16 protein-coding genes are annotated in these 15,444 nt (G+C 30.9%); 2 read left to right on the top strand and 14 right to left on the bottom strand.

What is annotated here, in order from left to right; all coding sequences use genetic code 11:
* Positions 1–12: 12 nt before the first annotated feature.
* From KDK92_RS15225 to pta, 8 genes are all read right to left on the bottom strand, one after another.
* Positions 13–1,119 carry an elongator complex protein 3 gene (locus tag KDK92_RS15225; RefSeq protein WP_250860190.1) on the bottom strand — a complete coding sequence of 369 codons (1,107 nt, stop codon included), beginning with the start codon at positions 1,117–1,119 and terminating at the stop codon, positions 13–15.
* Positions 1,112–1,816: a ribonuclease III gene (gene rnc / locus KDK92_RS15220; protein ID WP_250860189.1), complete on the bottom strand. Its 705-nt coding sequence runs from the start codon at positions 1,814–1,816 to the stop codon at positions 1,112–1,114. The genes KDK92_RS15225 and rnc overlap by 8 nt, the downstream gene beginning before the upstream one ends.
* A 117-nt stretch (positions 1,817–1,933) precedes the next feature.
* A complete protein-coding gene (gene acpP, locus KDK92_RS15215) occupies positions 1,934–2,167 on the bottom strand; it encodes an acyl carrier protein (RefSeq protein WP_276576001.1) in 234 nt (77 codons plus the stop codon).
* Positions 2,168–2,236: 69 nt separating this feature from the next.
* On the bottom strand, positions 2,237–3,226 hold the full coding sequence (plsX, locus tag KDK92_RS15210; RefSeq protein ID WP_250860188.1) for a phosphate acyltransferase PlsX: 990 nt from the start codon (positions 3,224–3,226) through the stop codon (positions 2,237–2,239).
* 221 nt (positions 3,227–3,447) lie between these two features.
* Positions 3,448–3,630 carry a 50S ribosomal protein L32 gene (rpmF, locus tag KDK92_RS15205; RefSeq protein ID WP_250860187.1) on the bottom strand — a complete coding sequence of 61 codons (183 nt, stop codon included), beginning with the start codon at positions 3,628–3,630 and terminating at the stop codon, positions 3,448–3,450.
* Positions 3,631–3,663: 33 nt separating this feature from the next.
* On the bottom strand, positions 3,664–4,176 hold the full coding sequence (locus KDK92_RS15200) for a YceD family protein (RefSeq protein ID WP_250860186.1): 513 nt from the start codon (positions 4,174–4,176) through the stop codon (positions 3,664–3,666).
* 153 nt (positions 4,177–4,329) lie between these two features.
* Positions 4,330–5,526 (bottom strand): acetate kinase, encoded by a 1,197-nt coding sequence (locus KDK92_RS15195; protein ID WP_250860185.1) that lies wholly within the window; start codon positions 5,524–5,526, stop codon positions 4,330–4,332.
* A 26-nt stretch (positions 5,527–5,552) separates the two neighbouring features.
* The gene (pta, locus tag KDK92_RS15190) at positions 5,553–6,554 is read right to left on the bottom strand and encodes a phosphate acetyltransferase (RefSeq protein WP_250860184.1); all 1,002 of its coding nucleotides are present in this window, start codon (positions 6,552–6,554) and stop codon (positions 5,553–5,555) included.
* A gap of 230 nt (positions 6,555–6,784) precedes the next feature.
* Between pta and KDK92_RS15185 the strand changes: the two genes are divergently transcribed.
* Both KDK92_RS15185 and KDK92_RS15180 read left to right on the top strand, forming a co-directional pair.
* Complete coding sequence (locus tag KDK92_RS15185; RefSeq protein WP_250860183.1) at positions 6,785–8,011, top strand: nucleotidyltransferase; 1,227 nt, start codon at positions 6,785–6,787, stop codon at positions 8,009–8,011.
* Between the two features lie 64 nt (positions 8,012–8,075).
* A complete protein-coding gene (locus KDK92_RS15180; protein WP_250860182.1) occupies positions 8,076–9,212 on the top strand; it encodes a sporulation integral membrane protein YlbJ in 1,137 nt (378 codons plus the stop codon).
* Here the strand turns inward: KDK92_RS15180 and KDK92_RS15175 are convergent.
* From KDK92_RS15175 to KDK92_RS15150, 6 genes are all read right to left on the bottom strand, one after another.
* Positions 9,209–9,733 carry an ATPase gene (locus KDK92_RS15175; RefSeq protein WP_250860181.1) on the bottom strand — a complete coding sequence of 175 codons (525 nt, stop codon included), beginning with the start codon at positions 9,731–9,733 and terminating at the stop codon, positions 9,209–9,211. The genes KDK92_RS15180 and KDK92_RS15175 overlap by 4 nt on opposite strands.
* A 12-nt stretch (positions 9,734–9,745) precedes the next feature.
* Positions 9,746–10,225 carry a pantetheine-phosphate adenylyltransferase gene (coaD, locus tag KDK92_RS15170; protein WP_250860180.1) on the bottom strand — a complete coding sequence of 160 codons (480 nt, stop codon included), beginning with the start codon at positions 10,223–10,225 and terminating at the stop codon, positions 9,746–9,748.
* Between the two features lies 1 nt (position 10,226).
* Positions 10,227–10,784, bottom strand: coding sequence for a 16S rRNA (guanine(966)-N(2))-methyltransferase RsmD (rsmD, locus tag KDK92_RS15165; protein ID WP_250860179.1), 558 nt, complete (start codon positions 10,782–10,784; stop codon positions 10,227–10,229).
* A 237-nt stretch (positions 10,785–11,021) separates the two neighbouring features.
* Entirely contained in the window at positions 11,022–13,055 is a 2,034-nt protein-coding gene (gene recG, locus KDK92_RS15160; protein WP_250860178.1) for an ATP-dependent DNA helicase RecG, read from the bottom strand.
* A gap of 359 nt (positions 13,056–13,414) precedes the next feature.
* Complete coding sequence (locus KDK92_RS15155) at positions 13,415–15,043, bottom strand: DAK2 domain-containing protein (protein WP_250860177.1); 1,629 nt, start codon at positions 15,041–15,043, stop codon at positions 13,415–13,417.
* 12 nt (positions 15,044–15,055) lie between these two features.
* Positions 15,056–15,406: an Asp23/Gls24 family envelope stress response protein gene (locus KDK92_RS15150; RefSeq protein WP_250860176.1), complete on the bottom strand. Its 351-nt coding sequence runs from the start codon at positions 15,404–15,406 to the stop codon at positions 15,056–15,058.
* Positions 15,407–15,444 lie beyond the last annotated feature (38 nt).

The following is a 15,444-nucleotide window of genomic DNA, read 5'->3' as shown; positions in this document are numbered from 1 at the left end:
ATTACCTTCTGTTTACTTTTTCTTTTCATTAAACTCATCCCCCATTACTTTTTTTATAAATTCATTTAAATAATCTCTTAATTCTAATTTAATATATTTTTTTCCATATTTCACAACAAATTGATTTCGATTAATCTCTTTGCTAGTTTCAACTTTTATATTTCCATTAAAATCGAGCAATAACTTATTGAAAAACTTTTTTTTCCAACAATACAATTTAGACAAATCTTTATGGTTAATAATTAAATCCACATCTTCTTTCAGGTCAATGATACTTCTTGAAATCATATCATTTATTAGAGATCCTTCAATCAACTCTCTAATTGCAGGATGATAAGGCCCACTTACCAATTCAGAACCAGATGATATTTCTTTGGTTGGTTGCAGCCCAATTCGTATTACCTTGATATCATTCACCTCAAAAAACGCAAAAATTCTTTTAGTTATTTCAATACATTCTTCAATAGTATACGGAGTATATTCTCCTAATTCATACATTGACTCCATCTCTGTATTCTTTATAACCAATGATGGATACAATCTTGTAAAGTCCGGTTTTACATCAACCGCTTTTTTTGCAGAATAAAAATCACTTTCAAAATCAGCTTTTGGTAACCCTAACATCAATTGAATTCCAAGAGTAAATCCGTATTCTTTTATCAATTGGCTAGCCTTTTCAATATCTTCAGCTGTATGACCTCTATTTGCTGCTTTTAATACCTTATTATCAAATGACTGCGCCCCTAATTCAATAATATCCACTTCATACTCTTTTAGATTTTTTAAGATTTCATCATTTATATAATCTGGACGTGTTGAAAGACGTATGAATTTTATTTTTCCCTTTGATTTATACTCTTTTGCAATACTTAGCAACATTTTCTGTTTTTTAATATCAATCCCAGTAAATGTTCCACCAAAAAAGGATATTTCCACTATAGCCTCTTTATCTTTTTTCTTATTTATACTTTCAATATATTCATCAATCATATTTCTAATCTCTGTTGTTGAAATTTCTTCATGCTTCCCTGTAATAGAGTGTTGATTACAAAAAGCACAATCATGCGGGCACCCCTCATGTGGCACAAATACAGGAATTATATAATAGCTTTTACTCATTAAGCTCCTCCATTAGTTGCACATATGCCTTTGCAGCATTTTGTTCTGCTTCTTTTTTTGTATACCCTTCCCCGTTACTTTTGATTACATTCTCAACCTTTAGATCAATGAAAAATTTAGGTCTATGAGGAGGTCCTTCTAACTTAGCTAACTCGTAGGAAATATCAATCACACCATTTTGTTGTAGTATTTCTTGTAGTTTTGTTTTATAATCTAAAACTATTTTATTTTCTATGGCTTTATTAATTATATCATCAAAGCTCTTTAGAACAAACTCTTTAGTGAATTCTATTCCTTTATCAAGGTATACTGCTGCAATTATTGCCTCAACACAATTTGATAAAATAGAGGATCTCTTTCTTCCCCCTGTACTCTCTTCACCCTTACTCATAAGAATATACTTTCCTAAATCCCATCCATTAGCTATTTCAAATAGTGAATTTTCACAAACAATCAAAGCTCTAGTTTTAGTTAAATCCCCTTCTGATTTATCCTCACATCTCATAAATAAATATTCAGATATAATTAACTCTAATACAGCATCCCCTAGATACTCCATTCTCTCATTATATTCTACTTCTTTTTTTAAATTAGCATATGAACTATGTGTCAAACCAGTTAATATCAATTCTTTATTATTAAAACTTATTCCCAGTTTTTTTTCTAGCTCACTTATCACCTTTTTTTTATGAATCATTATTATTCTCCTAACTACTATGTATTATTAAAGTCTGACATTCTAAAGACAAAAACAAAGCAATAACAATATATTGTAACTTTATCAATAAACACAAATCCCGCAAAGCGGGACTTTTTATTCTTCTATTTTGCTTGATACGTACTTTACTACGTCATTTACAGTGCCCACTTTTTCAGCATCTTCATCTGCTATTTCAACCTCAAACTCTTCTTCCAGTGCCATAACCAGCTCTACAACATCAAGAGAATCTGCTCCTAAATCATTTACAAAATTAGATTCTAGTTTAATTTCATTTTCATCGATTCCTAAACGATCTGCGATAATTCCTTTAATCTTTTCAAATACCATAATAATCCCTCCATAATATATTATTAAATTATTCTTTAAATTTAAATATTTCTGATAAACATTGGATATCTATTTTTCAAATTCTGTTTTAATCTTATCAATAACTTTCTTATCGTAGAATAATACTGATTGTTTAATAGCATTTTTAATAGCTTTTGCATCAGAACTTCCATGTGCTTTGATACACACACCTTTTACACCTAAAAAAGGTGTTCCTCCATATTCTCTATAATCAAAGTCTTTTTTGAATTGGCTAAACACAGGTTTTAATAACGCACCTCCAATTTTTGTTTTGAAGGAAGAATAAATTCCTTCTTTCAATCTTCCAAAAATTAATGAGGATACACCTTCTATTGCCTTTAATATTGTGTTTCCAACAAACCCATCAGCTACAATCACCTGAACATCTCCACTAACCATATCTCTAGGCTCAATGTTACCATAAAAATTTATATTTTCTTCTTTCAGTAACTTATAAGATTCTTTAGTTAACTCATTACCTTTTTCTTCTTCGCTTCCAATATTAACTAACCCAACCTTAGGATCACTAATATTCATCACACTCTCAAAATAAGCTTTACCCATCAATGCAAACTGTACCAAATTTTCTGGTTTACAATCTACATTTGCTCCACAATCTATAAGCATAAATGGGCCCTTTTCTCCTGGCATAAGTGGAGCTAATGCTGCTCTTTTTATTCCTTTAATTCTTCCAATAATCAAAGTAGCTCCCGTCAATAAAGCCCCTGTACTACCAGCTGATATAATTGCATCAGCCTCACCATCTCTGACCATTCTTAGTGCTTTAACCATAGAAGAATCTTTCTTCTTTCTTATTGCCATGGCAGGAGGTTCGTTACATGAAATAACCTCAGAAGCATCCACAATGGTTATATTGTTATTATTCTGATACTTCTCAAGTTCCTCCTCTATTTTCTTTTGAGGACCTGTGATATATATATGTACTTCTTTTTTGCTTTCTGTAAGAAAGTCGATACATCCTTTGACAATCTCACATGGTGAATTATCTCCACCCATGCCGTCAACAACAATTTTCATATTATATACCTCTCATTATTACTTTTTCAATTTAAACATTTTCAAAATAAATAACTAGTCAGTTTGCCTCATAATATTCGTAGCATATTTGAATTGTTATTTATTTTCATATGCCTTAATTATATATTAATGACCGCTTATAGTCTATAGTGAAAATCATATATGGACTTAAAATAAGATAAAATAAAAGAAAGCCTTAGAGACTTTCTTCTTTAATCTTATTAATTATCGTTAGAAACTACTTCTTTACCTTTGTAGTGTCCACATCTCTTACAAACTCTGTGAGCTAATTTTACCTCGTGGCATTGTGGACATTCCACGATACCTGGCATACTTAACTTAAAGTTTTGTGATCTTCTTCTATCTCTTCTTGCTTTAGAAGTTTTTCTCTTTGGATGAGCCATAATTACACCTCCTTAACAATATCATCTTTATGTTTAATTTTTGTTGAAAAAGTCTTGCAGTTTAGTAAATCTTGGGTCTAATTTTTCTTCTTCTTCTTCAACAATTGGGTTACAATCACATATATGAAGGTTAAGATTCATTCCACAAATGGGACAAAGACCTTTGCAACTCTCACTACATCTTCTTTGAATAGGTAAATAACTAACTATGTTTTCTTCAATTATCCTACCTAAGTCTATTTCACAATTCGAAGGAAGTTCAAAACATTCCTCTTGCTCAGATCGCGAAAACTTTTCATCTATCTTCACCTCAAAAGTTTCATCAAATGTCTCAAGACATTTAGAACAAATGAGTTTCAAGTTACATGAGACTTCCCCGTTAAATTCTATGTATTCATCTTTATTGACAAACGTTCCTTTGAAATCAACAGGCGAGTTAAAGATAATTTCTTCATCAAAAGCATTAATCTTATTCAAATCAATTTTTTCATTAACTGAAAGCTTCATAATACTTTTATTACACAGTTTACTTAAGTTAAATAACATACTGTCATCTCCTATTATTAATGCTAGTAATAGCACAAGCACAATTTATTATATAAATAATACCATCAAAAGTCAAGACTATTTTATAAAAACAGTGCTCAGATTTAATCGAACACTGTTTCCCTAGCAATTAAATAGACCTTAAATTAATAATTAAAGAGCATCAACGATAGCCTTTGTATCTTTAGCAATCATTAATTCTTCATTAGTAGGAATAACAAACACCTTAACTGTAGAGTCATCAGTTGAAATAAGTCTTTCTTCCCCTCTGAAGTTATTCTTCTCTTTATCAATTTTAACACCTAAGTATTCAAGTCCTTCACAAACAGCTTCTCTACTATCTTTAGAGTTTTCACCTAAACCAGCAGTAAATACTATCAAATCAGTTCCACCCATAGCAGCAGTGTATGCACCGATATACTTCTTAACTCTGTAATGGAAAACATCTAAAGCTAATCTAGCTCTATCATTTCCATTTTCTATTGCACCTTCAATATCTCTAAAGTCACTGCTTACACCAGATAATCCAAATACTCCTGATTTCTTATTCATAAGAGTATCAACTTCTGCAGCAGTTAAATTTTCCGCTTTTTGAATAAATGGAACTATAGCAGGATCTATATCACCACATCTTGTTCCCATTACTAACCCTTCTAATGGAGTGAATCCCATTGATGTATCAACAGATTTACCATTTTGAATAGCTGCACAACTTGCTCCATTACCTAAGTGACAAGTTACTATTTTTAATTCTTCAATTGGCTTTCCAACAACTTCTGCAACTCTTTGAGATACATATCTGTGAGATGTACCATGCATACCATATCTTCTTATTCCATGCTTCTCGTATAACTCATATGGAAGAGCATACATGTATGCTTTATCTGGCATACTTTGGTGGAATGCTGTATCAAATACTGCAACCATTGGAGTATTTGGCATTAATGCTTTACACGCATTAATTCCTGTAATATTTGGTGGATTGTGAAGTGGTGCAAGTTTAACACACTCTTCTAAAGCCTTCATTACTTCATCATCAATTAATACAGATTCTGCGTAATTCTCTCCTCCATGAACAACTCTATGTCCAACAGCTGAAATTTCATCCATGCTCTTAATAACACCATGAGTTTCTTCAACTAAAGCTTCTAATACAAGTTTTATTGCATCTTGATGACTCTCCATTGGTTGTTCTACTATGTACTTTTCTCCATTAACCTTTTGAGTTAATATAGAACCTTCGATACCTATTCTTTCTACTAATCCTTGAGCTAAGGAATTATCTTTAGCCATATCAATTAACTGATATTTAAGTGATGAACTACCACAGTTTACAACTAAAATTTTCATATTTCTGCCTCCTAAAATATATTAAATTAATTACAGTTCTGAGCTTGAACAGCCGTTACTGCAACAACATTAACTATGTCATCTACACTACATCCTCTTGAGAGGTCATTTATAGGTTTTGCAAATCCTTGGCATATTGGTCCAACTGCTTCTGCATTTGCCAATCTTTGAACAAGCTTATAACCTATATTACCAGCTTGTAAATCTGGGAAAACTAAAACATTAGCTTTTCCTGCAACATCGCTGTTTGGAGCTTTTTGTGCTGCAACTGATGGAACTATAGCTGCATCTAATTGCAGTTCTCCATCTATAGCTAAATCAGGTCTTGCTTCTTTTGCAATCTTTGTTGCTTCATTTACTTTATCAACTAGTTCATGTCTAGCACTTCCCATACTTGAGAAAGACAGCATCGCTACCTTTGGCTCTACTTCTGCCAATCCTTTAGCATTATCTGCTGTACTGATTGCGATGGAAGCTAACTGCTCCTTTGTTGGGTTTGGATTAACTGCACAATCAGCAAATAGCATTAATCCATCTTTACCATATTCACAATTAGGAATGCTCATTATGAAAAAGCTAGATACAACGTTTATTCCTGGTGCTGTTTTTATGATTTGCATCCCTGGCTTTAATGTATCTCCAGTTGTATGTACTGCACCAGCAACCAATCCTTGAACATCATCCATCTTCAACATCATATTTGCATAAAATAACGGATCATTTAGAATAGCTTCTGCTTTTTCAATATCTACACCTTTATGCTTTCTTAATTCATAAAAAGCATTTACATATTCTGATCTTTTATCATCTGTTTTAGGATCAACAATTTCAACCTTTTCAAGGTTTACTCCTAATTGTTCTGCATTCTTCTTAATAGTTTCTAAATCACCTACTAGAACTACTTGTGCTAGACCTTTTTCAGCAATTATTTCACTTGCTTTTAAAGTTCTCTCTTCGTCACCTTCTGGCAGAACAATTTTTTTAATATCGCTTTGAGCTTTTTTCCAGATATCATTCATAAGTTCCATGTTATTTCCCCTCCTGCACAATTATCACTCTATACTAATATAAACCCAGAAGTTTTCTTTTTCAAGGATTAAAATTAAAATATGGAGAATTTCTTTGTATTTTTGTTTATTTTGCGTTTTTTTATCTAATGCATATTAAAATCAATTGTTGATATAGAACAACTTGATGAAGTTTATCCTTATATGATATTATTTTTTTAAACACAAATATTTATACAGGAGAGAAATTTATGAATATTACCGGTATAATAACTGAATACAATCCCTTTCATAACGGTCATATATATCACATTAACAAATCAAAAGAACAGACTTCTAGCGACGCTATTGTTTGCGTTATGAGTGGTAATTTTGTTCAAAGAGGAGTTCCTGCAATCATTGACAAATGGGAGAGAGCTAAATTCGCTTTAGATAATGGAGTTGACCTTTTACTTGAGATTCCCACAGTATATGCTATTTCCTCAGCTGAATTTTTCGCTTATGGGTCAGTAGCCACACTTAATTCCCTTGGATGTGTAAATAATATCTGTTTCGGTAGTGAGCTTGGTGATATCAATATTCTTAAAACAATAGCTGAAATTCTAGTTGAAGAACCTCAACAGTATAGATCACTATTAAAACAAAGACTGAACAATGGTGCGAGTTTTCCTGCAGCTAGAAGTTTTGCACTTTCACAATACATACTTGATAATTCTCTTTTAAACATCAGTTCAGATAATCTAAATACAATTTTGAACTCTTCAAATAATATTTTGGGTATTGAATATTGTAAAAGTTTGATTAAACTAAATAGTTCCATGACCCCTTACACTATACAGCGAAGAGGCTCAGCTTACAATGAAACAAAACTGTTAACTGAATTTGCTAGTGCAACTTCCATCAGAAAATTTATTTATGAAAATAAAGAAATAAATAATCTAGCCTCTTTTTTGCCTAGTAACATTTATAAACACTTAAATCTACTTAAAACTAGAGAGTATGATTTTGTTAATCCTAATAAGGCATTCTCATACATTAAATATAAATTACTAATGGATCCCTCTTCAATTTTATCATTACCTGATTTAGAAGAAGGTATGGGGAATAGAATACTAGATGCTTTCATCAAAAGTAATACACTTGAAGAAGCTGTTAATAAAATTAAATCAAAAAGATATACATTTACTCGAATTTATCGTTTACTTTTTCAATTATATTTGGGATTTGATAAAATTTCTTACAAGCATCTAAGGAGCATTAAGCCTAGCTACATAAGAGTTCTAGGCTTTAATTCTAAAGGGAAAGAAATACTTAACCAAATCAAAAAAAACATCGATATACCTTTAATTGCCTCTGTAACAAAGAAGCACAATTCAATCTTGAGTCATGATATTAAGGCTACAAATTTATACTCATTATTAAATAATAACGTAAAGTATGGTGATGATTTCTATAAAAAACCATATATTTTAAAATAATTACTGTAATATAATTCCTGTAAATAAAATATATTTAATACTATAATTCTTAAGGAGTGTTAACATGATAATAGTATTAATTTTAATTTTAGTTACAGGATTTATCTTTTTAAAAACTAAAAACAAATTCTTGAATATTGTTATATTTCTTTTAACAATTACACTTATCTTGATTTTATTGAATCCAAAACTTTGTATCTCATCAGCACATCAGGGAGTAAAACTTTTTTATAATTCAGTATTTCCATCACTGTTTCCATTCACAGTAATTACAGGCTTAATTTTAAGTTTTAACGGTATAAATGTTTACTCCAGAATATTTGGCAAAGTACTTTGTAAACCACTTAATCTTCCTCCAACTGCAAGTTTCCCTTTGATTGTCAGTCTAATTTGCGGTTTCCCTTTAGGAGCTAAATACACAGGTATTTTGAGTAAAGAAAATCATTTGAATTATGACAATGCAACAACAACTTTAATTGTAGCTTCTAATGCCAGCCCTTTATTTGTAATTGGAATAGTTGGTGCAGTACTCCTAAAAAACATCAAACTTGGGTACATATTATTTTTTATAAACATTATCTCATGCTATATAACCGGGTACATATTCTCATCAAAAAAAGCATATTCATTTACTAGTTTAAACAATATAAAAACAACAAAAGTGAATGTAGGAAATGCGATTAAACAGAGTATCGAAGGCGCTCTCAATACTTCCTTGTTAGTTTGTGCTTATATAACTTTTTTTTCCGTAATCATTGAATATCTGAACCACTATATTTTAAATTTATTCCCTGATTTTAATTCGCTAATTGGAAAGATGTTATTTGGTATTATTGAAATCACTAATGGAATTACAATGATTTCAGAGACAGACACCTCTCTTTTAGTTAAATTAATTCTAATAAGCTTCCTGATATCTTTTAGCGGACTCTCAATATTCTCTCAAGTTTACTCATTAGTTTATAATGTAAACTTATCTTTTAAAAAGTATTTTGGGGCTAAAATATTACAAGGCGTTATTTCATCTTGTCTTATAAGTGTATTTATTCTTTTTATCTCTATTACTGATTTTTCATCATTAATGGTTTCCACACTTCATAAAAACGAACTAAAATCACTTAGTGTCATATATATTATTTCATATTTCACACTTATAATTTCTTTTATTTTCAGTTTCTTTGCACAAAAAAAGAGGAGCTAATTCATTCCCCTAAGCTCCTCTTGGTTTTCTTTTAACTTATTTATAACATCATTCATTTTTTTATCTATATCATTTAGACTCTTATTTACATCATCTTTTATATCATCAATCAACCTTTGTTTAATTTCTGACACATCACTTTCAACATTATGTAATATTTCCCCAGCATAGTCAGTAGCTTCAGTTGTAATAACCGCTGCACTTCTTTCTGCTTTAGATAACATGGCTTCAGTTTTCAATTTTGCTTCTTTAACCAAATCGTGATTTTTCAATCTTTTTCTATGATACTCATAGCTTTCTTGTTTAATCTTTTCAGCTTGTTCCGTTGCATCTTTTAAGATTCTCTCTTTTTCATGAACTATCCATTGGGCTTTCTTAAATTCCTCAGGAAGATAGTTGTATATCTGCTCTATTAAACTTAACATCTCTTCCTTATCTATCATTATCTTATTTGTCATAGGAACTTTGGACGCATTTTCAATAAGATCTTGCATACATTCTAAATACTCAACAATCTTCATATTACTCACCCCTTATAATTTCATCTTTTCTAAAATAGCGCACTCAACTTCTTCACTAACACAACCTTTTAATTCCCCACCAAATTTAGCTATTTGTTTAACCATAGACGAGCTAATATAACCTTTATTTCTATCACTCATCAAAAACACCGTTTCTACATCTGAATATAATTTTTTATTTGCTGATTCCATATCATATTCATAGTTAAAATCAATAGTATTTCTAAGTCCCTTGATGATTATATTATAATTCCTTTCTTTCATATAATCAACGAGCAGCCCCCAATATGAGTCCACTTCAACATTTTCTAAATTACATACAGTTTTCTTTATTAAGGCAACACGTTCTTCAAGTTCAAATAATCCTTTTTTATCAGGGTTTACCATTACTAAAACAATAATTTTGTCAAATATCTTACTTCCGCGTTCAATAATATCACAATGACCTAAAGTTATTGGATCAAAACTTCCAGTAAATACTGCAGTTCTCATATTATTCCTCCGTATATTCATAGAAAAGAACAGTTGTATTACCATACTTTCTTTTCTCAGTAAGTATTATCTCTTGATTCCCTTCATAAATATCCTCACCACTATCGATTTTACATACTATTATCCCATCGTCTTTTAGCGCTTTCTCATTAGTAACTATCTCAATAGCCTTAGGAATCATTTCTTTAGCGTATGGAGGGTCTATGAATATGATATCAAACTTTTCTCCTCTTTTAGCTAACATTTCTAAACTTTTGTATGAATCGCCTTTAATAGGAGTGCATACATCTTCAAACTTCAAATTTTTAACATTTTGCTCTAATCTTGAAAAAGTTTCATCATCTCTATCAAAAAGGTAGCATTTCTTTGCGCCTCTACTTGCTGCTTCTAAACCTAAGCTACCTGTTCCAGAAAAAACATCTACAACATTAGCATCTATAGATTTATCATATAAAATATTAAAAATTGCCTCTTTAATTCTATCTAAAGTTGGTCTAGTAACCATAGTTGCAGGGGCAAGAATTTTCCTTCCCTTTGCCTTACCTGAAATAATTCTCATTCCAACACCTCATCTTAAAGTTTTCTTAATGCATATTCAAATACTAACTATTCATAGGTCTGCATTGTATACTTCATCCTTATAACCCACCGACAGAACAACTATCAGCCCCAACACACCCTATGCCACAAAATTTCCGTCGCACCTTTGACTCGTTATTTATTTTCATACGCATAAATTATTTTATCATATTCTGTTCGTTTTTACAAAATATTGTTAAATATTTTCATATTTTTATTAATTGTAACATATATAGTTGCTTGATGACGATAATTTTCTTAATATTTCTTTTTTCATTTTGATGTGCTCCATATCTTCACTATCAATCACCATTTGAGCTTCTTTATTTGCAACCCTTAGTATATTCATATCTTCTCTTAAATTTGCTAATAACAGTTCATCTTCTCCACTCTGTTTGATTCCAAAAAGTTCACCTGTTCCTCTGATTTTCAAATCTTGTTCAGATATATAAAACCCATCATTAGATTCAACCATTATTTCCATTCTTCTTCTTGTGACTTCACTTTTAACTTCAGGAACCAAAATACAATAAGATTGATGCTCCCCTCTTCCCACTCTTCCTCTTAATTGATGTAATTGGGATAATCCAAATCTTTCTGCATTCTCAATAATCATAACAGTAGCATTTGGAACATTAACTCCAACTTCAATGACAGTAGTAGAAATAAGCGCTTTAATTTCACCATTCTTAAACCTATTCATCACAAGTTCTTTTTCTTTAGCTTTCATTTTCCCGTGAAGAATTTCAATTTCTACATCTTTAAATATATTTTTTTGTAATTCTTTAAAATGCTCCTCAACGGATGTGAGCTTCATTTCTTCATTCTCTTCTACTAAAGGACATACAATATATACCTGTCTCCCCTTTTTAATTTCATTCAGAGCAAATTCGTAAGCTTTTTGACTTTGTTTTTTTTCAGTGTATCTAGTTTTTATCTCTTTTCTCCCCTTAGGTAGCTCATCAATTATAGATACATCCAAATCTCCATAAAGATAAAGTGATAATGTCCTAGGAATTGGAGTGGCAGTCATTACTAGTACATCAACATTTTCTTCTTTATTAGATAATCTGCATCTTTGATTCACACCAAATCTATGTTGCTCATCCGTAACAACTAACCCAACTTTATTGAATTCTACATTATCTTCAATTAAAGCATGTGTACCAATAATAATATCAATTTTCCCTTCTTTTAACTTTTCCTTTATGATTTCCTTGTTTTTTTTAGTAGTACTTCCAACAAGTAATTCTATGTTAATACCGAATTTTTTCAACAGGGCACACGTCTCATTATAGTGTTGTCTAGCAAGAATCTCTGTTGGAGCCATCATAGAAGCTTGATACCCATTCTTCACAACATTAAGCATGGATATAATTGCAACTATAGTCTTACCGCTACCAACATCTCCTTGTACAAGTCTGTTCATAGGATACGTATTTTTTTGATCTAAGAGTATTTCTCTTAAAGTTCTTCTTTGAGCACCAGTAAGTTCAAATGGTAGTTCCTCTTTAATTATTGATAACTCTTCACAAATTTTATACTGTATACCATTGGCACATTTAAAATACTTCTTCAATGATAATATTTTTAATGAATAAGTAAACAATTCCTGAAACTTTAATCTTTCCTTAGCTCTTATAAGCATCTCTTTCCCTTGGGGACAATGTATGTTAATAATAGCATCTTTTAAAGAAATAAGATTATACCTTTTGATGATTTCTTTTGATATATTCTCTTGAATATCCACATTATTTACTAGTTCAGTTATAATCTTATTCAAAAATGTATTGGTTAATTTACCTCTTAAATTATATTTAGAAACAACTTTCATACTATCTAGGTTTGAATTACGAATTACTTTCGCATTGTTTAATCCTTTATCGCCCTTTAAATTATAAACCTTCCCTTTTAAAACATACTTACTACCTATTTTAAAGTTATTCTTAATATATGGCATATTGAACCACTTACAATAAAATTCACCACAAGAGTTCTCTAGTTTAATGGAAGTTATAGTCATATTATTTCTAATTCTTAAATCTCTATTTATTTTTTTTACTACCCCTTCTACTATAACCGTTGAATTTTCTATCCAAGTGCTTTTATCATTTAATATATCTACACTTTCATAATCTCTTGGAAAATAAAGAAGTAAATCTAGAAAAGAAAAAACACCAGCTTTATTCAACTCTTCCTTCATTTTGGGCCCTACCCCTTTAAGATATTTTATATCCATTGTAAGGTTCATAATATCACTCCTAATAAAGCGCGCACTTCGTACGCCTAAAAAACAAATGTAGATTTCCCATTCTCAATTCGCATTTATATTTTTCTCTAATTATTTTTTACTCTTTAGAAATTTTTCAATTCCCTAAAATAATAACAAAGAAGAACCCTAAGGTTCTACTAAGCTTGTTGAATAGTTATACAATATTGTTATCATTCTTACTACTATCTTAAAAACTTCAGGCTGTTTAAAAAGTTCAAGATCAAGGAACTAGGCGAACGAGCAGCGGAATGTACAATTGAGTACTTGAGCAGCGCAGAGAGCCTTAGTGACGCCGAGATTGAGCTTTTTAAACAGCCTGAGCAGAACCCTAAAGGGCTCTACTCAACTGAAACAATAAAATAATATAATGGTTGTTTACCTTCATAACTTTCAATATCCATATCTGGATATTTATCTTCTAATTCCTCAACCATCTTATCTACATCTTCTTTATTACAATCTTCACCATAATAAATTGTAATTAGTTCACTAAAATCGTCAACCATTTCATCAATTATATCGCAACAAACTTTCAAATTATCATTTCCGATAATTTCTATCTTCCCATTAACTATACCAAGTATATCATCAGCTTTAATCTCTCTTCCATCTGATTCAGTATCTTTAACAGCATATGTAACACTTCCCGTACTAACATTTTCGATTGTCTCAATCATGCTTTCAAGATTTTCTTCACCACTACCATTTTCATCAAAAATCGATAACGCCGCTATTCCTTCTGGTATTGTTTTACTTGGAACAACTATTATGTTCTTTTCACTTAAGTGAACAGCTTGTTCTGCTGCCATCATGATATTCTTATTATTTGGTAAAATAAATATAGTTTCTGCATTTATTTCATCAATTCTATCAATTAGATCTTGCGTGCTAGGATTCATTGTTTGACCACCTTCAATAACACGATCAACATTAAGATCTTTAAAGATATTTGTTAACCCTTCACCTCTAGCTACAGCTATAAACCCATATTTCTTTGTCTCAATATTTTCATCTAAGGCAACATCACTACTTTTATTTTCTTCCATGTCCAATGTATGTTTATGTTGTTCACTCATATTTTCAATTTTAATTTTTGTAAGTTGACCAAGAGAAGTTCCAAGATTAAGAGCCTTTCCAGGTTCTAATGTGTGAACATGTATTTTAACAAAATCATCCATACCAACTGCTACTATTGAATCACCTATTTCACTCAATTGAGTTTTTAAAGTATCCAAATCGTAATTATCAGTTAATATAATAAACTCTGTGCAGTATCCAAATTGTTGCTCACCTTCTGTAACTTGAGCTTCAAATTTATGTTCTCTTGCAACAACATCCTTCAATTCATCTACTATGTCGTATTTCACCACATCTAACATACCTTTAAGAAGGATTAACATACCCATCCCACCAGCATCAACAACTTTGGCTTCTTTTAGCGCAGGTAGCATATCTGGTGTTTTATTTAGTATCTCTTCTGCGTAATTACAAACTTTCTCTAGCAGTGTATCTATTTCTTCTTCCTCACATTTAATTGCAAACTCTCCAGCTTCTCTTATTACCGTTAATATTGTACCCTCTGTAGGACGCATTACAGCTTTATAAGCATAATTAGCCCCTTCCATTATTGCATTAGCAATATCTCCAGAAGAAGCATAATGTAGATTTTCTAATCCTTTTGAGAATCCTCTGAAAATCTGAGATAATATAACTCCTGAATTTCCTCTTGCTCCCATCAATGCCCCTCTAGAAAATTTCTTTGCTATTTCACTGATTGACTCATTTCTCATTCCTGAAATTTCTTGGGCAGCTGCTTTAAAAGTGAGCGACATATTTGTTCCAGTATCACCATCAGGCACTGGAAAAACATTCAATGAATTTACATATTCTTTTTCTTGTTCTAGTTTATTTGAAGCATTCATCAACATATAATAGAATTTTGCTCCATCTATAGATATTTTTTGCATTTAAGTTCCTCCTTAAACCCTAACACCTTTAACATTAACAGTAACTCCACAAACTGAAAGTCCCGTAAAGTTGTTTATATTATACTTAACAGTCTTAATTATATTATCTGCAATTACAGATATTTTAGTTCCATATTCAACAATGATATATAATTCAATGTAGAGTTTATCTTCTTTAGATATAACCTTTACACCTTTATTCAGATTTTCTCCTTTTAATAACTCCCATATACCATCAGTAGCATTTTTTGAAGCCATACCAACAACTCCATAACACTCCATTGTAGATAAGCCAGCTATATTAGTAATTACTTCTTCATTGTAATATATCTTACCTAGTTCTGTGTTTATATTTCCCTTCATTTTATTCCTCCTTATATGAACTACCTTATTGTTATTTT

This window comes from Oceanirhabdus seepicola (assembly GCF_023684385.1).
Taxonomy (GTDB): domain Bacteria; phylum Bacillota; class Clostridia; order Clostridiales; family Clostridiaceae; genus Oceanirhabdus; species Oceanirhabdus seepicola.
Note: the sequence above shows the minus strand (reverse complement) of the source record. Positions and strands in the feature narration are given on the sequence as shown.